Origin of the sequence: Blautia sp. MB18-30 (assembly GCF_023669475.1) — a bacterium.
Taxonomy (GTDB): Bacteria; Bacillota; Clostridia; order Lachnospirales; family Lachnospiraceae; genus Blautia_A; species Blautia_A fusiformis.
Genome location: NZ_JAMOYY010000016.1, coordinates 1 through 21787, shown reverse-complemented (window position 1 = coordinate 21787; position 21787 = coordinate 1). Strand labels below are relative to the sequence as shown.

The window sequence follows — 21787 nt, the reverse complement described above, 5'->3', positions numbered from 1 at the left end:
CTTATGATGTTCCCGAGTGTATTTGGAGAAAACTTATTTGATGACTGGATGGATGATTTTGGATTCAGAGATAATTTCTTTAGCGGAAAGAACCCTCTTTATGGCAAACATGCAAAAAATATCATGAAAACTGATGTACGTGAAACAGATAAAGGCTATGAGCTGGATGTAGATCTTCCAGGATTTAAGAAAGATGAAGTACAGGTACAGCTGAAGGATGGTTATCTTACCATCTCCGCTGCCAAGGGTCTTGACAAAGACGAGGAAGACAAGAAAGGCAATTATATCCGCCGTGAACGTTATGCCGGCAGCACAAGCAGAAGCTTCTATGTTGGTAATGGTGTAAAAAACGAAGATGTCCATGCAAAATTTGAGAACGGTGTTCTGAGACTTTCTATTCCGAAAAAAGCAGCTGAAGAGATTGAAGCTGATAAATATGTATCTATTGAAGGCTGATATTGACTCACTCTCACAGGGGGAGGATCCTTAGGGATTCTCCTCCTCTTTTTTATACGCAATAATACATATGACACTCTCTTTCCAATTTACTACGTACTCACAAGTACTTTCACTCTATAGTAATGATCCTATTGTCAAAGTTTTCATGATATTGGATATTTTTTAACAAATACGCTTGATTTTTTGAATATTTTTTATATATTTTGCATTATATTATTTCATTTTTTTGAAATTAATGGTATAATATGCACAGCTAATCGGATATTTGCAATCCGCATTCGGTTAAATAAATCTGTTTCGTAATCCTTCAGGATAATTCTCCTGAACAACCACGTAAAACACGATCACGACAGGAGGTTTTTATTATGGATCAGGACAACATCATAAAAATTTATGCACGCACTGACAACCGCATACAGCTTAAAATGATTCCGGGACACTTCGTAACATCCCAGTCCCATATCACACACTACCTGGATCTCACTACTATGAAATCCAGATGCGCTGAAGCACAGCGTATTGCATCCGCTCTCGCAGCAAATTACGAAGCATCCATTCCGGTAGACACCATCGTCTGCATGGACGGACTTGAAGTGATCGGTGCTTATCTCGCCGAAGAACTGACCAAAGCCGGCGTCCTTTCCATGAACGCACACCAGACCATCTACGTCATCACCCCTGAGTTCAACAGCACCGGGCAGATGATCTTCCGCGACAACTATGAACCAATGATCAATGGAAAAAACATCCTCGTCCTAAATGGTTCCATCACCACCGGATCCACATTGAACCGAGCTATCGAAAGCGTTCTGTACTATGGCGGTAAAATCCGCGGCGTGGCAGCCATCTACAGCAGTGTAGACAGTGTAGCCACACTCCCTGTCCACTCTATCTTTCAGGCCAGAGACATCCCGGACTATCACTCCTACCGCTCTGACAACTGCCCACTGTGCAAAAACCGCCAGAAGATCGATGCTATTGTCAGCAGTTACGGATATTCTGTATTATAAGATTCAGATCAATCAACGAATCCCCCATGGATAGCAAAACCAGTGGGGGATTCTCTTTATCTTTTCTTATTATAATTGATATTCTCTGTACATAGCTTCACGCATTTCTTTATCTGTAACAACCTTCTGAATCTCATTACCACGATTATCAAGTATAAGCCTGTTGATCAGAACACTAAGTCGTTCTTCCCCCTGGGCCATTCCCTGAGCCATTCCCTGAGCCATTCCCTGTTCTCGCCCCAGTGCTTCAGCCTGTTCTTTAGCTTCCGCCATCAGTCTTGCCCTTTTCTCAGATTCCAGTTCCAGAACATGTCCACCCATAATCTCACCTATTCCTTTCCGGACTTTCTCCTCATTTCTGAAAATATGATCAGATATCCGAGTTATCAGTCCAATCAGATCACTGAACAGTTCAGACCTTCCAGATTCAGTGATCTCTACCTCCAGTTTACTCCGGATCACTTCATATTCATTCAGTAATTCCTGAAAAAGTTGTGGATTCTCACTCATCTCATGCCCTCTTTTTTCATATCGCATGATATAAAAAGGAAGCAGCATAAGAAGACTCTTTTCAAATATCTTATCTTTTGTATAATTCTCTACTTTAATGGCAGGCACTCTGTACAAATGACATCCTCCATCCGGAAAAACCACATCCACTTCCAGAAAATCCGGCGTATTCCTACTATTTCTCAGATACAACACACAAGAACGTGGAAACTCCATCCGATACCTCCGTCCCTGCTTTCTGGCAAACTCAACAGCAGTTGCAAAATCATACTCTATCATCCGTACAGCCATTGTCGTGTCATCCGTACTCTGACATTCTATATGATAAATCCTGTTTCCGATCAACAGCCGCGAATCCGTAATAATCTCACCATCCACCCGCTGATACTCATTACGCAGCTGCACAATCTCCACATCAGCCGGGTATGATGTATGAAAAACATCATTGATCAAAGGCACGACCAGAAACGTCATTTTCTCCATCATAGTACGAAAAACATCATCAAAAATCGTATTATCTCTCAAACAATACTCCTTCTGGTATATACAATTATACCATCAACCAAACACTTCAGAAACCCTGTATACAGTTTTTATAAATATTTTTTGAAAAAACGCTTCAGACATTGAAGCAAAAAGAAACCAAATAAATGGATAGATCTTATAAGATATACAAATCATACCACACATCCCACCACAACACCACAAAAAACCATCTCCAAATTTCGACACCACCTTCCAGCGTCCAGCAACGCACCGACATTCACAACCTCCCTCCAAACCACATGGAATCTCAACCTTCCAAACTACAGGCGTCCAGCAACGCGCCGACGCTCACAACCTCCCTAACAAACACATAGAATCTCAGGCTTCCAAACTACAGGCGTCCAGCAACGCACCGACGCTCACAACCTCCCCGGCAAACCACAAGGAAACTCAGCCTTTCCTCCCAGCCATCCAGCGCAGCGCTGATGACTCATCCAACTCCCGTCAGACCACTCTATCCCTCCCACCATGACCGCACAGTGTGAGGTTTGCAGCAGAAGTCCGGGTGCTTTGGAGTGAGCCTTGGTCCATACTTAGCGTCTGAGGTGGTTCACGGAGAGGTACCCGGCGGCCACAAGCCGCAGGGTAAGGCCCATCTGTCTGAGCCAGGTACGCATCAGCGTACATGGCGAGTTATGGGCCGGCCGCTCCGTGAGACACCTCAGACGCTTAGTATGACCAGGCGAAACGACGGCACCCGGACTTCTGCTGCAAATCTCACACGTCCGTCCGCGTCATCTTGCCCCCACCAAACACCTGTGCTATAATCAAACTAATTAAAAAACCGAGGTAAACCACACATGAACAAAAAAGAAATCGCAGAAATAAAAAAACAATTCACCCCTGACCGCTGCTCCATCACCCGCATCTGCGGCTGCTACGTAGACGGTGAAAAAAACAAAAAAACCGAACTCAAAGAAGCCTTCTTATCCTTATCAGAGGAAGAAACCTTCAAATACTTCGACATCTTCCGAAAAACCCTCACCGGCACCATCGGAAAAAACCTCATCAACATGGAATTTCCTCTGAATCAGGAAACCGAAGGCGGAACCCAAAACTTCCTCATGAAACTCCGCAAAAGCAAACTCACCGACGACACCCTCACCGAAGCCTTCTACGACAGAATCATAGAAAACTACGACTACGGTGAAAACTACTACATCATCCTCATCCACGCAGTCTACGACATCCCCGGCAAATCCTCCGACGGTGCCGAAATGTTCGACGCTTCCGATGAGATCTACGATCACATCCTCTGCAGTATCTGCCCGGTCAAGCTCTCCAAAGCAGGCCTGCATTACAATGCAGAGACAAACAATATTGAAGACCGTATCCGGGACTGGCTGGTAGAAATGCCTGACTGGGGCTTCCTTTTCCCACAGTTCAACGACCGCAGTACCGATATCCACGGACTTCTCTACTACACCAAAAACGCCGAAAATCTCCGCTCCACCATGATGGAAGAAGTCTTCGGCTGCACCACACCACTATCTGCCGGAACCCAGCGTGACTCCTTCAATGCTCTGGTGGAAGAAACCCTTGGTGACGACTGTGCCTACGACACAGTCCTTGAAATCCACGAAAAACTCAACGATCTCATCGAATCCCAGAAGGACGAACCGGAACCTGTTGTCCTCACCAAATCCGAAGTCAAACGTCTCTTCGAAGAATGCGGCGTAGAAGACGAAAAGCTCCTGAACTTCGATGAACAGTATGAGCTTGCCGCAGGAGAAAAATCAGCTCTGGTAGCATCCAACATCACCAACACCCGGAAATTTGAGATCAAAACCCCTGACGTGGTGATCCACGTAGCACCGGACCGGGCAGAACTGGTAGAAACCCGCATCATCGATGGTCGAAAATGCCTTGTGATCCCCATGGAAAGTGAAATAGAACTCAACGGCATCCGTGTCAGCACACTGAACTCTGTTGAAGATACATCCGCAGAACCGCTTCCTGTTAATGATATTACTGACATTGATAACAGTAACACCGAAGAAGAAATCCCATTTTAAAGGAGACCTTATGAACGATAAAAAAATCCTGTTCTTCGACATAGACGGCACACTGCTTACGCCTCACCCCTTCAAGGTTCCGGAGAGCACCAGCCGCGCCCTCACAAAAGCCCATGAAAACGGTCATCTTCTTTTCATCAACACCGGCCGCACCAAAGTAATGATGCCCTCTGCACTCTCAGAGCTTCATTTCGATGGCTATATATACGGCTGTGGAACCCACATTTATATGGACAACAAATTGCTTTTTTTCCGCACAGTCCCAAATCTTCTGTGCAAGGAAACCGTAGACCTTCTCCGCAAATGCAAGATCGAGGCAATTTTTGAATCCAACACTGAGATCCTGTATGATGGCGCATCTCCGGCCCAGTCCGAATTCGGAGTCAAAATGCGAAAAGAAATTCCAATGGTCGACATCACGAAATTCAATCGGGAGGATGCCTGCACTTACTCCTATGACAAATTCCTGGTACATATGCTGCCGGATTCCGATGTCGAAAAATTCCGCAGCTTCTGTAATGATCATTACACCTATTTTGATCACGGAGACGGAATCTGGGAAGTCACACAAAAGGGTACCAGCAAAGCCACAGGCATGGAATTTCTCCTGGACCGCCTTTCCATCCCCAAGGAAGACTGCTATGCATTCGGAGACAGTCCCAACGACCTTCCCATGCTGAAAGCTGCCGGAGTCGGCGTTGCTATGGGAAATGCTTACGGAGGCATCGAAAAGCACTGCACATACCAGACAAGCGCAGTCGACAGGGACGGGATTCTTCACGCACTGGAGCATCTCGATCTGATCTGATGATCCGTAAAGCAGGCATGAGCATTACAAAAAACGAGCCGTGTACGATAAATCCGTACACGGCTCGTTGTCTTTTCTCTTATCATTCCATTGTAAACATTGTATCTTATTTCTCAGCTTCCGGTGTAGCAGCTGCCTCAGATTCTGTACTGTCTGCAGTCTCCTCATCAGCCTTTGCAGAATCTCCCTCTGTCTCCGGTGTCTCAGTCACATCGGTCTGCTCCTCAGCTGCCGGTGTCTCGGTTGCCTCAGCCTCTGCAGAATCTGCTGTCGGTGTCTCAGTTACATCCGGGTCCGGTGTCGGAGTTGGAGTCTGGATCGTAAAGCTGTGATTATCTGTGATCTTGATCTTCTTGATCAGTTTTTTCTCTTCTTTGATATCTGCTTTCTTCTTCCAGCCATCTGTTGTATCATTATAGAAATCATCCTTCTTAGTGTTTGTCAGAGACTCTTTCTTACTCTCCGTTGCAGTTTTATCATTCTTGGAATCCAGTCTCACAACATACCATACGGAATCTGTCTTTATGATCTCCTCGTTCAGTGCACCTTCATCCAGCTTTCTTAAAGCGGTACGAACCTCATCCGGATAAGTAGTTCCATTGGCAGCACTGTCATCACCTTCCTCATAGGTAGGGCATGTTCCGGTTGTTGCGGTCATATCCTTGGAGATCTCATCTCCAAGAGTATTGAAATCTGCAGCCGGATCCTCTTTAACCTTGTCATAGAACTTCTGAAGATTCTCTTTATTCTTCTTGATATCATCATCGGAAAGATCATCTCCGCTGACCTTTGCACTTGCATAGCTGAAGGACATCTGCTGATATTCTTTCTCATCCAGCTTCACGTCCGCTTTGGCTTCAATGGCATCCTTCATCTTCACATCGTATGTTTCAAGCTCGAGGAAAGTCTTCACCATATCTTCATCAACTGCAAGCTCTGCAATTGTCTCATCGGAATTGGCAGCCATAAAGTTCTTGGCAGCTTCCTCAAGAGCCTTCTGCTCATCATCTGTGATTTCAACATCATACTCGGAAGCGTGTTCTTTCTCCAGACACATCTTTTCAACAGTTTCAACAGAAGTTGTTACCGCATTTTCACCGTAAGTCTCATCGGAATCATCATCCATTTTGGTACTCCAGATAGACATATCGCTTCCGCCGCCAAGATACATCTTGTACATTGCCTCAGCCTGTGCCTGCTGCATACGTGCTGCCAGACTTACAACGCCAAACGGGATTTCCTGCTTATTGACTGTCACTGCGATCTTTGTACCATCGAGTTTTTTATTTCCGCAGCCTGCCATCATTCCTGCCGCTGTAACGCAGACAAGAGCAGTAACTGCCGCTTTCTTTACTGAATTTCTCATTTCATCCTCCATCTATCCGTCCATAAGAATCACGGTCCGGCTCTTATTCCATAATACTTGATTATAAACGTTTTCACCTTTAAGAGCAAGGAATTTCACGAACTTACACGACATTTCACAAATTATCCACAAGTCTTTCCGGGAAAATATCCGGTATCCACAAACCGGATGTTTTTTCCCGTGGATAACCCTAAGCTTAGCTGATTCTTCCCTTTACTCCAGTGGCTCTGCCAGTTTTGCCAGCTCCCCCGCAAACTTCATCAGCTCTTCGATCAGCCTTCCCTGTGGTGTCAGGATAAATTTCGGCTCATGATCAGCCTTAAACTGCAAACCTCTCCGGTACTGCGCCATAATAGCTGGAATACCTGCGGGATCCAGCTTGGCCTTTTCATAGAGCGTGATCCGGACATCTTTTCCAAGCTGCTTGATCTCCGTCACATATCCCTGATGGGCAAGAGCCTTCAGCCTTGCAATGGCAAGAAGATTCAACACAGCTTTTGTCGGCTCACCAAAACGGTCGATCAGCTCCTCCAGCATGTCATCATACTCCTGCTGGCTTTCAATACCGGCAATACGCTTATAAATATCCAGCTTCTGGAACTCGTTGCCGATATAGGAATCCGGGATAAATGCATCAATGTTGAGATCAATGGTCGTCTCAAAATCATCCATAGTCCGGATTCCCTTTGCCTCCTTGACAGCCTCACTGAGCATCTTACAGTAAAGGTCATAACCAACTGCGTTCATATGCCCATGCTGCTGCGCACCGAGAAGATTTCCTGCTCCACGAAGCTCCAGATCCTTCATAGCTATCTTAAAACCGCTTCCAAGGTCTGAATACTCCCGCATGGCGCTGAGCCGTTTCTCCGCGGTCTCCTGGAGCATCTTGTTTTTGGTATACATCAGGAATGCATAAGCAGTCCTGTTGGAACGTCCTACACGCCCACGGAGCTGATAAAGCTGGGAAAGGCCATATCTGTCCGAATCATGGATGATCATGGTGTTTACGTTGGAAATATCCAGTCCTGTCTCAATAATAGTGGTGGAAACCAGTACATCCACATCTCCATTGATAAAATCATACATTACCTGCTCCAGTTCCCTCTGACTCATCTGTCCATGTGCAAAATCCACTCTGGCCTCCGGCACAAGTCTGGATATCCGAAGGGCTACTTCGGCAATGTCATTGACTCGATTATATACGTAATACACCTGTCCACCCCGGCGAAGCTCCCTGCGGATGGCTTCCCGAACAGTCTCCTCATCGTACTCCATAACGTATGTCTGGATCGGCACACGATCCATCGGCGGCTCTTCCAGAACGCTCATATCACGGATACCGATGAGACTCATATGAAGAGTCCTCGGAATCGGCGTTGCCGTCAGCGTCAGTACATCCACATCTTTTTTCATCTGCTTGATCTTCTCCTTGTGAGTAACACCGAAGCGCTGCTCCTCATCAATGATCAGAAGTCCAAGATTTTTAAATTCCACATCTTTTGAAAGAACTCTGTGGGTGCCGATCACAATATCTACCTGCCCCTTTTTGATCCCTTCGATGGTCTTTTTCTGCTGGGCAGATGTCCGGAAACGGCAGAGAAGCTCCACCTTCACCGGAAATTCTTTCATACGCTGTACAAAGGTATTGTAATGCTGCTGGGCAAGAATGGTAGTAGGGACCAGATAAACCACCTGCCGGCTTTCCTGTACTGCCTTAAACGCAGCTCTTAAAGCCACCTCCGTCTTTCCGTAACCAACGTCACCACACACAAGACGGTCCATGATCCTGGTGCTTTCCATATCTCTCTTGGTATCCTCAATGGCTGCCAGCTGATCCTCTGTCTCCTCATAAGGAAACATCTCCTCAAATTCCTTTTGCCATACGGTATCCGGTCCGCAGACATACCCCTCTTTCTCCTGGCGGACTGCATAAAGCTCAACCAGCTCTTTTGCGATATTTTTTACTGCACCCTTAACACGGCTCTTGGTCTTATTCCACTCCTGACCGCCAAGCTTGTTCAGCTTGGGCGTTTTTGCGTTTTCGGAGGATCCTGAATATTTCTGCAAAGCATCCAGCTGGGTTGCCAGGATATAGAGATTACTGCCGCCCCGGTATTCGATCTTGATGTAATCCTTCACAACACGATCAACCTCTACCTTTTCGATTCCACGGTAAATACCCAGTCCGTGCTTTTCATGAACAACAAGATCACCAATGGAAAGCTCTGCAAAATCCTGGATCCTGTTTCCGCTGTACTTTTTCTTTTTTTTGCGCTTTTTCTGCTCTTTGCCGAAAATATCGGTTTCCGTCATCACTGCAAATTTGATCAGCGGATACTGGAAGCCACGTCTTGCGTGACCATAGACCACCATGATCTCCCCGGGACTGATGATACGATCCATGTCCTGGCTGTAAAAAGCATTCAGTCCTTCCTCTGAAAGATCCTTTGCCAGACGCTCCGCCCTGGTCCTGGAACCGGAGAGCAATGCGATCCGGTATCCCTGACTCTTATACTGAAGGAGATCCTTTACCAGAAGTTCAAAGCTGCTGTTATAAGAATCTACAGACTTCACCGTAAGATCAAATTCCTCATTGATCTTCCATCCGGAACGTCTGGGAGAAAGTGCGGATACAGCCACACAATTCCGTCTGTTCAGCTTCTTCTGCAGTTCCTGAAAGCCACATAGCCACTGCTCCGGAAGATTTGCCTCGCCTTTTTCCTCTCTGTGCATACGACTCTGACGGTACTCTTCCTCCACACCCTCGCCGTTTTCTGCCAGGTGGTTCAGTTCATCCAGAAATACCAGTGTTTTTTCTTCCGGAAAATACTCCAGAAAGGATACCATATCTTCTCCGTCCATCTTTTCTGCGGCCGGATAAATCGTAATTTCATCTACATTTTCCAGAGATCTCTGACTTTCCGCATCAAAGCTCCGGATAGAATCCACCTCATCATCCCACAGTTCAATACGCCAGGGATTATCCTCTGTCAGCGAATAGATATCAATGATTCCTCCACGCACAGAAAACTGCCCCGGAAGCTCTACCTGACCAGTGCGTTCATACCCCAGCTCTACCAGCTCTTCCTTCAGCTGATCCAGATCGATCACACTGTCACTTTTAAAATGAAGAAGTCTGCTTCTGATCTTTTCCAGCGGCATCAGGAAATCCATACATCCGTCGATGCTGGTAACAACGGTCACTTCTTCCTGTTCCAGAAGTGCCCGGATCACACGCATCCGCTGCCGGATCAGAAGATTTCCGTGAATATCTGCCTGAAAAAACAGAAGATCCTTTGCCGGATAAAAATATACATTTTTGTCATAGAAGCGGTAATCCTCATAGATTTCCTTTGCGTTGCGCTCATCATCCGCAAGGATCAGATGATATGGAAAAAGCCCGGAAAGTCCATACATCAGATGGACCTTCTGGGACTCCATGCATCCGGAAACATTGAGAATTCCGCAGTTTGCGCCACAGCGCTTTTTTATTCCTTCAAACTCTGCAAGACCCTGCAGAGGATGCAAAAATGCTTCCATACAAACCTCAATTCTTAGGCTTTTTCCTGTTATATTTATTCATCGCCGCATCTACGCCCTCGGACAGGATCATCTCCACAGCCTCTGCCGCATCATTGATCCCTTCATCCACAAGCTTGCGGTCACTGTCCGAAAAATGACCCAGCACAAAATCTGCCAGATCCCAGTCTTTCGGTTTTGCACCGACACCAACACGGATGCGGATAAATTTTTCAGTTCCAAGGCGGCGGATAATATCCTTGATCCCGTTATGTCCGCCTGCACTGCCTTTTTTGCGGATACGAAGCTGCCCAGGCTCCAGATCGATATCATCGTAGATCACGATCAGCTCTGTCTCCGGATCGATCTTGAAATAGCCGGACATCTCCTGGATCGGACCGCCGCTTAAATTCATATAGGAAAGCGGTTTCATCAGAATAGCTTTTTCACCGCCGATGATACCTTTTCCATACATGGCATTAAATTTTACGCCGCCCTGCGGGATATTATGCTTCTCCACAAGACAGTCAACGGTGTCAAAGCCCATATTGTGGCGTGTAGCCTCATACTGCTTTCCCGGATTTCCCAAACCTGCAATTAAATACATAAAAACTCCTCAGCTGTAATCTACCTGTTTCAATGTCAGGCCTTCTTATGCCTTAAGGCATACAAATGCTCTGATCGTATCAGTTGAAATATACCATCTCATCAGCAAGTGGCTCACAAACTTCTACATGCTCTGCGTAAAGTACGATTCCCTCTCCCTGATATTCCATTCTCTTCTCAAACGCAACCTTCGCAGTAACATCCACCCACTGGCCTTCTGCGATCTTCGGAGCAAAAGCGCTCTTGCAGATGTAACCAAGGAATGTGGTATCATCTGCACAGCATGTCATGGCTGTTCTTCCGGGAACAAAGAATTTGCTTCCCATTCCACGCGGCTTCAGGGCACGTGCTTTAAAGTGAACGGTTTTTCCGACATAACGGTCCGGATGATCCATGGAATCCACAAACCAGATACCATAATCCTCCGGAAGGATATCGATCACCGGGGCATCAATATCAAATGGCATCTCATCCTCAAAAAGATCACCAAGCTCACCCTCTTCATCCTCAAAGATGATCTCCGCACGCTGGTTCACCACCTTGATGCTTCTTCTGTAAGAAGGAAGCGGATCGTTCTCCTGGCAGCGGTTAAAGATAACCATATCCGCATTGCGGACCATGTCCATAAAAAGGGACTTCATATTCGCCATATAGACCTGGAATGTACTTGCATCCACACAGGTGATATGCTGCTCCACGCCCCAGCCTTCCGGTTTTTCCATTTCTTCGAATTTACTTACCAGCCACATGCCATTATACTCAATGATCACCCGCTCCGGCTGATGCAGGATCTCCATTGCCGCAAGTCGTTCCGGTGTAAGCTCTTCCTCGCTGTCAATGCTCTCCACAACAGTATTGCACTGTTTCAGTGCTTCCTCATCATATTCTTCCTCACCCTCTTCGCAAAGGATCAGCAGTGTTTTTCCATCGATCTGAAAGTAATCCTGCTGCAGGGTAAAGCTCAGGAAAGAGGTCTTGCCGCTTTCCAGAAAACCTGTGATCAGATAAACGGGTACTCTGGTCTCTTCCATAAATCCATCCTATCAGATACTGTACGATTTAATGTATAGTATCTGTTTCCTTTCTGTAACAATCTATATCTGTATTCCGCTTTGGCTTTGCGTCAAAACGGACATTTATTTTATCATATGCTTTATGCGATCCCGAAAAGCTCCTCCAGTGCATGCTCGTCAAGCTTAGAACCGATCACGCACAGACGGCCTGTATATTCCGGTGCACCCTCACGGATCTCAGTTTCTTCCGGAACCATATCAAAATAGATCCATGTTCCGTCTTCTGCCGGAAGCATTCCCTTTGCACGGAGGATGATACCGTATTTATCAGACTCGGAAAGTGCCTCAAGGATCTTCTCAAGTCCCTCACGTGTATATTTTTTAATAGTCTCACGGCCCCAGCTTGTGAAGACCTCATCTGCATGATGATGGTGGTGGTCATGTCCACAGCCACACTCTCCGTCGTGGTGATGGTGATGCTCATGCTCTTCATGATCATGGCCGCAGCCGCACTCTCCGTCGTGGTGATGGTGATGCTCATGCTCTTCATGATCATGGCCACAGCCGCACTCTCCGTCATGGTGATGATGCTCATGCTCTTCATGATCATGGCCACAGCCGCACTCTCCGTCGTGGTGATGGTGATGCTCATGCTCTTCATGATCATGGCCGCAGCCACACTCTCCGTCGTGGTGATGATGATGCTCATGCTCCTCCTCAAGCATCTCCTGCTCCAGGGATACCGGATGCTCCATAACCTCTACCAGTTTCTTACCGTCAAGATTCTCGATCGGAGTTGTAATGATAGCAGCATCCTTATTCAGGCTGCGGAGAAGCTCCAGGGACTCCTGAACCTTTTTCTCACTTGCAATATCGGTACGGCTCATGATGATAGCACCTGCATACTGGATCTGATTATCAAAGAACTCACCGAAGTTCTTCATATACATTTTGCATTTTTTTGCATCAACAACAGTTGTATAGCTGTTCAGTTTAATGTCAACCTCGTCCTGAACACCCTGTACAGCCTTGATAACATCAGAAAGCTTACCAACTCCTGACGGCTCGATCAGGATCCTGTCCGGATCATATTTGGTAACAACCTCTTTCAGAGAGGTTCCGAAATCTCCTACCAGAGAGCAGCAGATACATCCGGAGTTCATCTCACGGATCTGGATCCCTGCCTCTTTCAGAAATCCGCCGTCAATACCGATCTCACCGAACTCGTTCTCGATCAGAACTACCTGCTCACCCTGAAATCCGTCCTTCAGAAGCTTTTTGATCAGAGTTGTTTTTCCGGCGCCAAGGAAACCGGAGATAATATCAATTTTAACCATTTTGTATACACTCCTTTTAACGTAGTTTGACCAGGAAGTATTATACCCCCTGGTTGTATCCTGTTATGCTCATGATGACAGAGAAAAAAATACCTGTTTCTGTATCTGCTGTCATTATATCCATTTTACAAAACAGACATTCCTATTCTGCTTTATATTCAGATTAATAGAGGGATGTGAAAAGCTCACATCCCTGAAAATCGTTCTTCCTATCAGCCGTTGATCATAAAGCTCATAAGCTTGTCGATATCCTCTTTCTCTGCTGCAACGATCTCAAGCTCCGGGATCTCACCAGCGGAAAAGATGTTTGCAAGAGATACATACTGGGAAAGCTTGGATTTCAGGTTCAGTCTGTCTCCCTCTCCTGTTACAAGCTCTACTCTACCCTTGCAGCTGTCAATTACCTCAAAAAATTTATCAATATCTGTAATATGTGTTACTTTCATTTTAAAAATCTCCTTTCTTATTAAAGGGCTGTTCTTAACTCTTTCCGTTAGATTATACCCCAGTGTTTTTAAAAAAGCAATCCCTGCCGGGCAAAAACACTTCACAGATATTCTCTACGGATCTATATATATTTCGTCATATTTCTTCAATTTCAACGGTACAGTCTTTTCTTCCCTTGTTCCATTTCATGAGATAAACCTTAAATCCCAGAGAATCTCTGGCAATGGTAAACGGTTCTTCCCTGAGTACTTCGGATCCCATACCCTGCTCGTTCAGCTCTGCCTGCTTTGTCCTGGCTTTTTCTGTAAGAACTCTAAGTTCTTCATCGGCTTCTTTTCCAAAAGAACGATTCCCATATCCGGATGAAGCTTCCCGCAGCTTTTCAGAAAGGCACATCGTTACCTGGATGTGTTTTGTACGGTGAAGCATTCCTGCCAGTTTCCGTGCTACCCATTTAAACGGAAGTTTCCGGTAAATTTCAAGCCACCTGACAAAGGTACGGTCTCCTGCCTGCCTTGCGATCTCTCCCATTACCTCAAATGCCTTTTCCGAGGGAATCCACGGATTTTCCCTGGGAACAATATACTTTTCCGGAACAGCAGGATAACAGCAGTAATTCAATGGCGGAAATTCCACCAGTGCAGAAAGCTTCTCCTCCAGAGCGTTGCAGCTGTCCCCGCCTATATAATCATATTTGTCGCGGAGGATCGCCAGCCGATATTCCAGCTGCCGTAAGTATTCATACCCTTCTACCCAGAAATGACCGATCCGGCTGTAATCGTAGAGATGTTTTTCCAGAGACAGAGTTTCAAAAAACAAAGTCACCACCGAATCATCCTGGTGGACCACAAGGATATATTCTCTCCCCTGCCGGCTTAAATCTGCCAGGATCTCGCCCTCGTAATCCGGTTTGTATACACCTGTCATACGGGCATTTCCAAAAACAAGAAAGCTTTCTACCGCATCATTCATAAGATACACAAGACGGATTTCGCCGTTTTTTACATAAGAATCCACTCTGTACATATTGTCATCGGACTTTTCCGCAATTGCTTCCGAAAAAGCACTTTCTGAAGCTGCTTTCTGATCCTGCGGATCTTTCTCATCATTCACTGCCACCAGTTCAAACTGATCTTCTCCAAGCAGCTCTGCAAGCTTCTGAAAGGTATCTGGCAGCTCTTCAAAGGCCTTCTCTGAGACATATCTCTCCGGTGCTGTTTTTCCTGCAGTATTATTTCCAGTATCCATCAATTACCTCTTTATTCAGTTTCTCCCCAATAACGATCATGATCTCCTGTCCCAGCTTTGCCGGCCGGATGCAGATCTCATGGCGGGTAGCATTCAGCTCCAGCCACTGTCCATCTTCTTTTCTGAGAAAACCTTTTACGCGAAAAACATCTCCGCAAGATGGATCATTCAGGATCCTTTCTGCAGTTTCATGAAGTTCCTCCTCGCTTTTATGAACGTTCATAAAAAACAGAGAATCAAATCCGCCGCCTTCCGCATAGGATTCCTTCACGTAATCCTCTGCCACATACCCGCAATCCAGGATCTTTTCCAGGTCTGTGTCTGTGAGATCATCCCAGTTTCCGGTGAGAATCTCACTGTCCAGACGGCGCCTGCACTGAATCTGGCCAAGTGCACGGTTGAGATGCTCTTTTGTGCTGCTGATCTCTTCCACCGTGGCTTCCTGGCTCCTGCTCAGTAATACATAGCCTGCATCTGCCACCTCGGAAGCCAGCAGATAATCCGCTTCCGCAGAAAGATCCTCTGCCAGCTTCGCATCCACAATGGCGATCACATTTCCGATCTCATACCATTTATCCAACGGTTCCTCATGGAGGGCGTCAAAGAACTCATCCACATCAAAGATTCCGGATGGTTCTACGATGACACGGTCGTAACCGCACATTCCCATGGCGATCAGCTTTGTCTTAAATCGCCGTCTGTGACAGTCCGCATCACAGCCCCCGGAAACCATCTCCAGCTCACAGTTGTCTCCCATTAGATCCTGAAGCAGCATCATATCCACATTCACTGCCCCGAAATCATTTTCCAGGATCCCGATGTTCATGCCTTTTTTCAGAAGATAGGAGGCATATTTTTTTATAAATGTTGTCTTTCCGGATCCGAGAAATCCGGTTATCAGATCGATCTTTATCATATTTCTTCCTTTACCTTATCAACTCTCCGGAGCATACAGTAAAATAAATGCAAATATATGCTTTACTTATGTTCCGGTCATATTTCAATAATCTCCTGCCCAACAAATGCCGGACTGCTATCAGTATATAATCTTTTTTCCGCAAAGAAAAGAGGCGGTCCTGAAAAATCCTCTCAGAACTACCTCTTTCCGGCTATTTTATCTTTTTATAAACATATATGAAGATTACTTTGTAAACAGATCTACCAGATCCTGACCATCATTATAGCCCTGTTTTTTCAGTTCCTGAACAAACCAGTCATCTACACCGTCTACTGCTTTCTTAAAGGAATCGATATCCATGTCCTTTTTCTCTGTGAAGGTCACACTGTTTTTGTCTGCCCAGCGTGCTTTGATCTCATCATCACTGGAACGGTTGATGTAACGCTCATACTCAACAGCTTTCTGACCACACTCGTCAACAACAGCCTGCTGCTCCGGTGTCAGCGCATCATAAATATCCTGGTTGATGCAGAAGAACAGGCAGTCATAGATTGCATCCCACATGGAGCAATATGGCTGTACCTCCTGTACACTGGCTGCATCGATGGCGGGCAACGGATTCTCCTCGCCCTCTACCGTATTCTGCTGAAGTGCTGTGTAGGTCTCGGACCAGTTCATATTTGTAGCATCTGCCCCCCATCTCTTATAACACTCCATAAGAAGATTAGAGCCGGCTACACGAACCTTCAGATTCTTCATATCATCTACAGATTTTACCTCATGCTTGCTGTTTGTCAACTCACGAAATCCGTTCTCTGCAATACCCATACAGTGAAGTCCGTAGCCGTTAAGGATCTCCTTCAGCTTGTCTCCGGCCTCTCCGTCAAACTTCGCATCTGCATCATCATAGGAATCATAGATGAACGGCAGGGATACCACATTGAAGCGTGGATCAAATGCAGAATAGATCAGATTGGAATGCATGGAGATCTGTACCGGGTCTCCGTTCATCAATGCCTGGATTCCCTCGGACTGATTTCCGTTTGTCAGCTGATCCGCTGCGTAAATGTTAACCTTGACCTTTCCTCCGGTAGCCTTTTCCATGAGTTCACCGAACTTACGTCCTCCATCAGCCCAGGTACTTGTCTCCGTTGTGGAGCATGCAAAGTTCCAGGTTGTCTCAGGCCAGTTCAGATCACTGTAATCCTCCACGGTATCTACCGAATCCTCTGTAAACAGATCTACAAGATCCTGTGCATCGTCATAGCCTTCACTCTTAAGCTCCTTTACAAACCAGTCGTCGATTCCGTCTACTGCTTTCTTGAAGGAATCGATATCCATATCCTCTTTCTTTGTAAAGGTCACACCGTTGCTCTTCTCCCAGCGGCTCATGATCTCCTCGTCGCCGGAACGGTTGATATAACGCTCATACTCAACGGCCTTCTGGCCTGCCTCATCAACAACCTGCTGCTGTTCCGGTGTCAGGCTGTCATAGATATCCTGGTTGATACAGAAGAACAGACAATCATAGATTGCATCCCACATGGAGCAGTACGGCTGTACCTCCTGTACACTGGCTGCGTCGATCGCAGGCAACGGGTTCTCCTCACCCTCTACCGTATTCTGCTGAAGTGCTGTGTATGTCTCAGACCAGTTCATATTTGTGGCATCTGCCCCCCATCTCTTATAGCATTCCATAAGAAGGTTGGAACCGGCCACACGAACCTTCAGGTTCTTCATGTCGTCTACTGTTTTTACTTCATGCTTGCTGTTTGTCAGCTCACGGAAACCATTCTCTGCGATTCCCATACAATGAAGTCCGTACTCACCAAGGATCTCTTTCAGCTTTTCTCCGGCCTCACCGTCAAATTTTGCATCCGCGTCATCGTAGGAATCATAGATAAACGGCAGGGATACTACATTGAATCTCGGGTCAAATGCAGAATAGATCAGATTGGAATGCATGGAGATCTGTACCGGATCTCCGTTCATCAGTGCCTGGATTCCCTCGGACTGATTTCCGTTTGTCAGCTGATCTGCTGCGTAAATATTAACCTTGACTTTTCCGCCGGTTGCTTTTTCCATAAGCTCACCAAACTTACGTCCTCCGTCAGCCCAGGTACTTGTTTCAGTTGTAGAGCATGCGAAGTTCCATGTCATCTCCGGCCAGTCAAGATCACTGTAATCCGCGATGGTATTAAAGGAATCACTTCCGTCTCCGGAATCCTTGGAACTCTGGCTTTCTGTGTCAGAAGACTGGTCTCCTGTATAGGAGCCCTCTTTTGCAAGAGCCTTCGGAAGAGCTGTGGAAACAGCCGGAATATAAGTGATGATCAGAAGAACTGCAACGGATGCAGCGATCATCGGCATAACTGCTCTGGAGATCTGCTGAAGAGTAACCTCCAGACCTTTTTTGATCTTGATACTGATGGCAACGAAAAGATTTACACCTACCGGAGGTGTTACCTGTCCGATCGCAAGGTTAACTGTTGCCATAACGCCGAATGCTACCACATCATAGCCCAGAGCCTTACATACCGGAAGCATGATCGGTACAAAAATGTACATCGCAGAGTTTGCATCAATGAAGCATCCTGCGATCAGGAAAATGATGTTTACGATCAGAAGGAAGGTAAACTGATTATGTGCAATGCCGGCAAGAAGCTCAGATGCCGCATTTGCAATACCAAACTTGGTACATACAAAAGAGAACAGGGAAGCACTCGCTACGATCAGCATGATTCCACCGGTTGTCTTTGCAGAATCCACAAGAATGTCAAACAGATCTTTGAGCTTAACCTCACGGTAGATCACCATACCAACAAACAGACCGTAAACAACAGATACGGCTGCAGCCTCAGTTGGTGTAAAGATACCGCCGTAAATTCCTCCGAGGATGATAACCGGCATCAGGAATCCCCAGAATGCATCTTTAAATGTATCCCAGCGCTCTTTTGCGGAAGCTTTTTCACGGGATGGCTGAATGTTATGTTTCTTTGCCTCGATCATAACGATGATCACAAGAGCAACACCCATCAGAAGTCCCGGAACGATACCAGCCATAAACATATCTGCAATAGATACACCTGTGATGGAAGCGTATACAACAAATGCGATACTCGGCGGTATGACAATGGCGATGGAACTGGAGGTTGCCATCAATGCCGTGGAAAACGGTGCGGAGAAACCGCCCTGCTCAACCATAGCCGGGATCAGAACTGCTCCAAGTGCCGCAACCGTTGCAGGACCGGAACCGGAGATTGCTCCGAAGAAGCAGGCTACAATAACACATACAATGGCGATACCGCCCTTTTTATGTCCTACGCAGGTATCTACGAAGTTGATCAGTCGTTTGGAAATACCGGCTTTTGCCATAATGTTTCCGGACAGAACAAAGAACGGGATAGCAAGAAGCAGGAATTTACTGATTCCGGAGTACATATTTGTAGCTACGATCGTCAGAGATGTACCGGAATAAAGGATGGCACATACAGATGACAGACCTAAGCAGATCGCAATGGGAAGTCCCAGGATCAGGAAAACAAAGAAGGAGATAAATAAGATTGCACTGATCATTTATTTGTCCTCCTTTTCATCATCTTTTTTCAGGCAGAAGTCCAAGCAGTACTCAATAAAATGAAGGATCATACAGCCTGCTCCGATCGGCACGAAGGACCAGAAGATCCACTCCGGCCAGTTCAATACGAAAGTTCTCTTGCCGTTTGCCAGCTGTGTAAGAACTTTGTCCATTCCATATTTAAATAAAATTGCGGAAAAAACAATGCTCAGGACCGTGATCAGGATCACAGATGGTTTTTCCAGTTTTTTCGGAAGACGGTCCGTAACCAGTGTCAGACTTACCAGTCCTCCTTTTTCACGGCAGGCAAGTGCTGCTGCCAGAAGTGTGATGAGAACAAACACCGCTACAACAAGCTCTTCTGTAAAAGACCATGAGCGATGGATGACCTTACGGGAAAATACATTTCCCACAGTCAGCACAAGGATCAGCAGTGTGGAAATGACCAGTACGATTTTTTCTACTGCTGCAAGTGCGTTCATGAGTTTTTTGTACACTTTCATACTCTTTCCCCTTTTGTATATTTTTCCGGTTTCAGATCCTTACCGCGTGGTTTAAAATGTTTTGGATAAAAAAAATCCGTCCCCTTTCAGGGACGGATATAAAATTCCGCAACCACCCTGTTTCTCCATTGAAACAAGCACGATTCTGCAACGTACCGGCATACGCGACTTCTGTAACGGGAAGCACCCGTGAAAACCTACTTACTTGTCTGAAACTTTCGGCTTTCCTTCTCAGGGATGATATTCAAGGCAGTTCCGACGCTGCATCACACCAGTCACAGCTCTCTGAAGACGGTTCCTCTGTCTTTACTGATTCCCTTCATGGAATTTACTTCTGTTATGTGTTAACTCTTTAATGAGCTAAACCAATTCTAACTCTGTTTGTTTTGATAGTCAAGTTTTTTTTTCAAAAACTCCTTCAGGCGTTCTTTCCTTCTCCGGCGAAGTACTCCTTCACAAGCTTTACAACCACACCGGAAAGCAGGAATACTGCGATCAGGTTAGGGATCGCCATCAGACCGTTGAAGGTCTCTGCGATACTCCAGAGAAGTCCAAGGTCAACAGTTGCGCCGATGATCGCTACCAGAGAGTACAGTACCATAAAAGGTCTGATAGCTTTTTCCTTAAAAAGGAACTCCGCACATCTGGCTCCGTAAAGTCCCCATCCAATGATAGTGGAAAATGCGAAGCAGCACATGGCAACTGCTGTAAAGATGGAAACCCAGTTTCCGTATGTACTGGTAAAACCGCTGATGGTAAGCTCCGCTCCTGCTGCTGCGCCATAACCAACCGGCACCCCGCTGCAGAGGATGACAAGCGCTGTCAGCGTACAGATCACGATCGTGTCCGTGAATACCTCAAAGATCCCGAAAAATCCCTGTTTTACAGGTTTTCTGGTGTCTGCACAGGCATGTGCGATGGAACCGGTACCAAGACCTGCCTCATTGGAAAAAATACCTCTGGAAACACCTTTTTTCATACTCATGAAAAAGCTTCCTACTACGCCGCCTGTCACAGATGCCGGATTAAATGCCCCTCTGATGATAGCGCTGAAAACACCCGGAACATTTTTCCAGTTGATGATAACTACACCGACAGCAAGAATAATATAAAACAATGCCATAAACGGTACCAGCTTTTCTGTAACCTGGCCGATCCTTTTGATTCCGCCAAGCAGGATCATTGCCACAAGAATCGCAAGGATGATCCCCATAACAAGGTTTACCGTAGAAGTATTGTCTGCAGCGATCACATTGTAATTGATCAGTGCAGAATCAATAGCTGTTGTAATGGTATTAACCTGGGTTGCATTTCCGGTTCCGAAAACAGTAAGCACACCAAAAGCGGAAAACAGATATGCCAGCCAGTGCCAGTGTTTTTTTAGACCATTCTTAATGTAATACATTGGTCCTCCAACCAGATCTCCGTTGGCATTGGTTTCGCGGAAATGTACCGCAAGTGTTACTTCTGAAAACTTTGTACACATTCCAAGAAGTGCGGAAATCCACATCCAGAATACGGCTCCCGGTCCTCCGATGGCAATAGCACCTGCCACACCTGCAATATTTCCCGTTCCCACGGTAGCAGCTAACGCCGTACAAACAGCCTGAAACGGTGTCAGACTTCCATCGGAAGCTTCTCTTTTCCGAAGCATACGTCCGATAGTGACCCTGATGGCATAGGGAAATTTCCGAATCTGAAGAAAATTCGTGCGGATACTTAAATAAAGACCTACACCAATAATACAGATCATCGCAGGAACGCCCCAGATAAAATTGTTTACAGCAGCATTCACTGATTCAATAACAGATAACATTCTATAATCCTTCCCTTATTTAATTTTGTCTTTTTGGATTGTACGTTTGTCTGTACAAAAAGACGATTCGTTAGATTATATCACATTTTTTGTCGAATGTATAAGAGAA

General features: G+C 46.0%; 16 protein-coding genes and 1 other annotated feature. Of the genes, 4 read left to right on the top strand and 12 right to left on the bottom strand.

The genetic code is table 11. From position 1 onward, the window contains the following. Positions 1-3 precede the first annotated feature (3 nt). Together NCY57_RS09215 and NCY57_RS09210 are read left to right on the top strand one after the other, a co-directional pair. Entirely contained in the window at positions 4-456 is a 453-nt protein-coding gene (locus NCY57_RS09215) for an Hsp20/alpha crystallin family protein (RefSeq protein ID WP_015525518.1), read from the top strand. Between the two features lie 368 nt (positions 457-824). Next, positions 825-1469: a hypothetical protein gene (locus NCY57_RS09210; protein ID WP_021652759.1), complete on the top strand. Its 645-nt coding sequence runs from the start codon at positions 825-827 to the stop codon at positions 1467-1469. 69 nt (positions 1470-1538) lie between these two features. Here the strand turns inward: NCY57_RS09210 and NCY57_RS09205 are convergent, their stop codons facing one another. Then, positions 1539-2504 (bottom strand): hypothetical protein, encoded by a 966-nt coding sequence (locus NCY57_RS09205; protein WP_044962268.1) that lies wholly within the window; start codon positions 2502-2504, stop codon positions 1539-1541. Positions 2505-3325: 821 nt separating this feature from the next. Here NCY57_RS09205 and NCY57_RS09200 point away from each other — a divergent pair. Both NCY57_RS09200 and NCY57_RS09195 read left to right on the top strand, forming a co-directional pair. Further along, the gene (locus tag NCY57_RS09200) at positions 3326-4540 is read left to right on the top strand and encodes a DUF4317 domain-containing protein (protein ID WP_021651296.1); all 1215 of its coding nucleotides are present in this window, start codon (positions 3326-3328) and stop codon (positions 4538-4540) included. A gap of 10 nt (positions 4541-4550) precedes the next feature. After that, a complete protein-coding gene (locus NCY57_RS09195) occupies positions 4551-5348 on the top strand; it encodes an HAD family hydrolase (protein WP_044961449.1) in 798 nt (265 codons plus the stop codon). A 106-nt stretch (positions 5349-5454) separates the two neighbouring features. Here the strand turns inward: NCY57_RS09195 and NCY57_RS09190 are convergent, their stop codons facing one another. The 11 genes from NCY57_RS09190 to NCY57_RS09140 all read right to left on the bottom strand — a co-directional run bounded on the left by NCY57_RS09190 (position 5455) and on the right by NCY57_RS09140 (position 21678). Further along, complete coding sequence (locus NCY57_RS09190; protein WP_049946995.1) at positions 5455-6714, bottom strand: hypothetical protein; 1260 nt, start codon at positions 6712-6714, stop codon at positions 5455-5457. Between the two features lie 213 nt (positions 6715-6927). After that, complete coding sequence (gene mfd, locus NCY57_RS09185) at positions 6928-10254, bottom strand: transcription-repair coupling factor (RefSeq protein WP_021651299.1); 3327 nt, start codon at positions 10252-10254, stop codon at positions 6928-6930. Positions 10255-10261: 7 nt separating this feature from the next. Continuing rightward, a complete protein-coding gene (pth, locus tag NCY57_RS09180; protein WP_015525511.1) occupies positions 10262-10840 on the bottom strand; it encodes an aminoacyl-tRNA hydrolase in 579 nt (192 codons plus the stop codon). Positions 10841-10919: 79 nt separating this feature from the next. Then, entirely contained in the window at positions 10920-11870 is a 951-nt protein-coding gene (locus tag NCY57_RS09175) for a TIGR03943 family putative permease subunit (protein ID WP_021651300.1), read from the bottom strand. A gap of 122 nt (positions 11871-11992) precedes the next feature. Next, complete coding sequence (locus tag NCY57_RS09170; RefSeq protein WP_114001534.1) at positions 11993-13189, bottom strand: CobW family GTP-binding protein; 1197 nt, start codon at positions 13187-13189, stop codon at positions 11993-11995. Positions 13190-13401: 212 nt separating this feature from the next. Continuing rightward, a complete protein-coding gene (locus tag NCY57_RS09165) occupies positions 13402-13635 on the bottom strand; it encodes a hypothetical protein (RefSeq protein WP_044962326.1) in 234 nt (77 codons plus the stop codon). Between the two features lie 136 nt (positions 13636-13771). After that, positions 13772-14884 (bottom strand): DUF3878 family protein, encoded by a 1113-nt coding sequence (locus NCY57_RS09160; RefSeq protein WP_021652868.1) that lies wholly within the window; start codon positions 14882-14884, stop codon positions 13772-13774. Next, on the bottom strand, positions 14868-15800 hold the full coding sequence (locus NCY57_RS09155; RefSeq protein ID WP_015525506.1) for a GTP-binding protein: 933 nt from the start codon (positions 15798-15800) through the stop codon (positions 14868-14870). The genes NCY57_RS09160 and NCY57_RS09155 overlap by 17 nt, the downstream gene beginning before the upstream one ends. A 225-nt stretch (positions 15801-16025) precedes the next feature. Further along, on the bottom strand, positions 16026-19358 hold the full coding sequence (locus NCY57_RS09150; protein ID WP_021652866.1) for a TRAP transporter large permease subunit: 3333 nt from the start codon (positions 19356-19358) through the stop codon (positions 16026-16028). Further along, positions 19359-19862 carry a TRAP transporter small permease gene (locus NCY57_RS09145; RefSeq protein WP_015525504.1) on the bottom strand — a complete coding sequence of 168 codons (504 nt, stop codon included), beginning with the start codon at positions 19860-19862 and terminating at the stop codon, positions 19359-19361. Positions 19863-19947: 85 nt separating this feature from the next. After that, positions 19948-20194, bottom strand: a binding site (T-box leader). Between the two features lie 86 nt (positions 20195-20280). Next, positions 20281-21678, bottom strand: coding sequence for an alanine/glycine:cation symporter family protein (locus tag NCY57_RS09140; protein WP_015525503.1), 1398 nt, complete (start codon positions 21676-21678; stop codon positions 20281-20283). Between the last annotated feature and the right edge of the window lie 109 nt (positions 21679-21787).

Bases quoted from the DNA above. Each gene is read 5' to 3' on its own strand.
- mfd (WP_021651299.1), bottom strand. From the start codon at position 10,254: ATGGAAGCATTTTTGCATCCTCTGCAGGGTCTTGCAGAGTTTGAAGGA.
- NCY57_RS09140 (WP_015525503.1), bottom strand. From the start codon at position 21,678: ATGTTATCTGTTATTGAATCAGTGAATGCTGCTGTAAACAATTTTATC.
- NCY57_RS09210 (WP_021652759.1), top strand. From the start codon at position 825: ATGGATCAGGACAACATCATAAAAATTTATGCACGCACTGACAACCGC.
- NCY57_RS09190 (WP_049946995.1), bottom strand. From the start codon at position 6,714: ATGAGAAATTCAGTAAAGAAAGCGGCAGTTACTGCTCTTGTCTGCGTT.
- NCY57_RS09155 (WP_015525506.1), bottom strand. From the start codon at position 15,800: ATGATAAAGATCGATCTGATAACCGGATTTCTCGGATCCGGAAAGACA.
- pth (WP_015525511.1), bottom strand. From the start codon at position 10,840: ATGTATTTAATTGCAGGTTTGGGAAATCCGGGAAAGCAGTATGAGGCT.
- NCY57_RS09160 (WP_021652868.1), bottom strand. From the start codon at position 14,884: ATGGATACTGGAAATAATACTGCAGGAAAAACAGCACCGGAGAGATAT.
- NCY57_RS09165 (WP_044962326.1), bottom strand. From the start codon at position 13,635: ATGAAAGTAACACATATTACAGATATTGATAAATTTTTTGAGGTAATT.
- NCY57_RS09150 (WP_021652866.1), bottom strand. From the start codon at position 19,358: ATGATCAGTGCAATCTTATTTATCTCCTTCTTTGTTTTCCTGATCCTG.
- NCY57_RS09215 (WP_015525518.1), top strand. From the start codon at position 4: ATGATGTTCCCGAGTGTATTTGGAGAAAACTTATTTGATGACTGGATG.
- NCY57_RS09170 (WP_114001534.1), bottom strand. From the start codon at position 13,189: ATGGTTAAAATTGATATTATCTCCGGTTTCCTTGGCGCCGGAAAAACA.
- NCY57_RS09175 (WP_021651300.1), bottom strand. From the start codon at position 11,870: ATGGAAGAGACCAGAGTACCCGTTTATCTGATCACAGGTTTTCTGGAA.
- NCY57_RS09200 (WP_021651296.1), top strand. From the start codon at position 3,326: ATGAACAAAAAAGAAATCGCAGAAATAAAAAAACAATTCACCCCTGAC.
- NCY57_RS09145 (WP_015525504.1), bottom strand. From the start codon at position 19,862: ATGAAAGTGTACAAAAAACTCATGAACGCACTTGCAGCAGTAGAAAAA.
- NCY57_RS09195 (WP_044961449.1), top strand. From the start codon at position 4,551: ATGAACGATAAAAAAATCCTGTTCTTCGACATAGACGGCACACTGCTT.